The 2,718-nt window shown below is 53.4% G+C and carries 2 protein-coding genes; both read right to left on the bottom strand.

Annotation, left to right across the window (positions count from 1 at the left end; genetic code table 11):
• Positions 1 to 1,329 (bottom strand): FAD-dependent oxidoreductase (locus D5S03_RS02875; RefSeq protein WP_287042622.1); only part of this gene is annotated, 1,329 nt, incomplete at its 3' end.
• A 53-nt stretch (positions 1,330 to 1,382) separates the two neighbouring features.
• Positions 1,383 to 2,681, bottom strand: coding sequence for a Coenzyme F420 hydrogenase/dehydrogenase, beta subunit C-terminal domain (locus D5S03_RS02870; protein ID WP_287042621.1), 1,299 nt, complete (start codon positions 2,679 to 2,681; stop codon positions 1,383 to 1,385).
• Between the last annotated feature and the right edge of the window lie 37 nt (positions 2,682 to 2,718).

Here is a 2,718-nt window from a genome sequence, read left to right as displayed (position 1 = left end):
TTTGCAGGTCAGAGTAAACCTGGAGCGAGTGAGTCTTTCGGTGGCTGCAACTGCTGCCCCGGAGCCGTGGGTTATGCTGTGGCGTATGTCTCCTGGGGAGGCCAGGCTGCCAGCCAGGTATACCCCTTTTCTGCTGCTTTCAAAGGGGGTGGTACTGGAGATGGGGGTAATGCTGTCATTGCAACTATTCGTTATGCCCGGGCCCAGGACCTGCTGCAGGCTTTCCCGCCCCGCATGCATGCCCACGGAAAGCACTGCCAGGTCAAAGAATTCGGTTATCAGCTTCGAGTCGTCATGGACATAAGTAATCCGGACTCCTTTTCCATCCTTGCCGGGCAGTATGCTGTGGGGCTGACTGCAAATAAAGCGCACCCCCATTGATCTGGCCCTGTCCAGCAGTTTTTCCTGCCCTTTTCCGCAAAATCTTATCTCGTTGTAAAAAACAGTTGTGTCCGGGATTTTTTCCCCGATATGCCGGCCCATGCTGGTGGCCTGTTTAACGGCGTGCATGCAGCATATGCTGGAGCAGGTCCTGTGGGCGGGATGCTTCAGGCTCCGGGAAAGCACGCACTGGATCCAGGCTGTCTTTGCAGGCCGGGTGTTGTCCGACGGCCTTTTGAGTATGCCATGGCCCGGTCCCGTAATCGAGGTCAGGCGTTCATATTCCAGGCTGGTTATTACATCTGGGCAGGATTTGTAGCTGTAAAGGTCATGCAGGTCTTGACTGTTTTGCATATTCATCCCGGTGGCCATGATCACAGAACCTACCTGCAGTACCAGTGTCTTTTCCGGTTCGTTGAAATCAATGGCCCCGGCGGGGCAGATCTTTTCGCATATGCCGCATATTCCCCGGGTCAGGCGCAGGCAGTTCTTTTGGTCTATGACATAAGTGGAAGGAATGGACTGCCTGTAATATATGTAGGCGCATTGACGGGTTTTAAGTTCCAGGTTGAATTCATCCGGGACTGCCTTGAGGCAAGCCTCTGTACACCAGTTGCAGGCTATGCACTTTGCAGGATCGATGAAGGCCGGGGATTTTCTGATATGGACCTGCATATTCCCTTCCTGGCCTTCCACGCAGAGGACCCGGCTCCGGGTGTGGATCTCAATGTTTGCATGCCTGGCGCAGGCAATGAGGCGGGTGGTTAGAAGACATGGAGAGCAGTCGCTGGTGGGGGCAATGGAGTCTAACTGGGCCATGATTCCGCCCAGACCAGGGCTTTTCTCCACAAGGTAGGTGTAGAAGCCGGAGTCAGCAAGATCCAGGGCGGCCTGGATTCCGGCAATCCCGCCGCCTATTACGGCAACCGCCCCTGTCTTTTGCTGCATAATTTATATGTTTTCCGGTGGCGTACCCGCCAGGGATTTTTTCAGGCTTTTTATCAGGCCACTGTTGCCGCAGCAGTTCTGCTGCGGCTTTGGGGAATTTGACCTTTCTTTTGACGGCATTTTTCCAGAACGACTTCCAGGCAGCTGTTTAAGGCATGCTGTTCAGGCCTTTGCTTTGCCGGCTCTAGCATTTGCTTTTGCTTTTGAAGATATTTGAGCCTGTCGAGCATTTCCTGGTATCCGTGGGCCGTGGCTTCCGGGTTTTCCAGGCGGCGGTACTGCAGGTGCTGCATGCGGCTTTTCAGGTCCTGGATCTCGGCATCAAGGAGCGATCTTTGATTCTGTGTATCCGGGTCCTGCATTCCCAGTCTTTCCAGGCTGTTTCTTTCGGCATACCGCAATATTTCCATTCCCAGAGGGCTTCTGGTCAAAACCGTTGTCCAGCCGTCGTCCGAGCCCACACCGCCGAAGGAGAGGTCGGCCAGTTCGGCGCTGTAGTCGTGGCAGTAATTACAGGCCCGTCTTTTGATGAAATCCAGCTCATCCAGGGGAAGGGCATGTATGGAGCCGTCCTGCATATAGATGTACACCTTGTCGGTGACATTGATTTTTTGCACATCTTTCCAGCTGAATTCTCCGGTCTTTTCCAGTCGTTTCCTGGAGCTGTCGTCAAATTCGAAATTACCTGTACAGAAAAGACCCAGAACACAGTAGATTGCATCAGCCGGGACAACTCCCAGGGCCTGCATTTTTCTGAGTGTCCTTACCTGGCATGGCGTTCCGACAAAGGCTATGCTTCTGAATCCTTGAGTTTTGACATCGCCCAGGGCCTGCACAGACGGCGAGTAGGTGGAGTACTGCGAACCATAGTGGTACGTGCCGTGAGAAACATCAAAATAGGAGCCGCAGCATTCCAGTATCTGCTCACTGGTACGGGCCAGCATGGGTTCCCTGTTGAACAGGCCTTTGTTTCTGCTGACCACGGCCCCGTCTATGCGGCCTGATTCCATGAGATGCAGAAGAATTGCAGTCACGGCTCCGCCATCGGTTGCTCTGTCCAGGACCTGTCTGTCTCTGGCCCGAAGGATGCTTGAGGATATAATTTTGCCTGCCGGCTCCTCCCAGTTTGCAAGACTGTTTATTTCTACGTCCAGTTCTTCTACTTCAGGACAGAGCATGTAACATATTCCGCATTCCAGGCAGCTGTTCCGGTCCTTGTAGCGCGGAAAGCCGTCTTCTCCAATCTCCAGTGCACCATAATTGATGGCGGTACAGAAAGTGACACATCCACCGCACATATGGCAGCGATCACTCTGCTGGACTTCCTGAGCCAGGGTTTGAAATGAACTCATATTCGCCTCCTTTGTGGCAAATTCAAGGTGTTGAGCA

The organism is Desulfonatronospira sp. MSAO_Bac3 (assembly GCF_003838035.1).
GTDB lineage: Bacteria > Desulfobacterota > Desulfovibrionia > Desulfovibrionales > Desulfonatronovibrionaceae > Desulfonatronospira > Desulfonatronospira thiodismutans.
Note: the sequence above shows the minus strand (reverse complement) of the source record. Positions and strands in the feature narration are given on the sequence as shown.

What these genes read in the sequence shown, in the direction of transcription:
- D5S03_RS02870 (WP_287042621.1), bottom strand. Translation starts at nt 2,681, where the DNA reads ATGAGTTCATTTCAAACCCTGGCTCAGGAAGTCCAGCAGAGTGATCGC.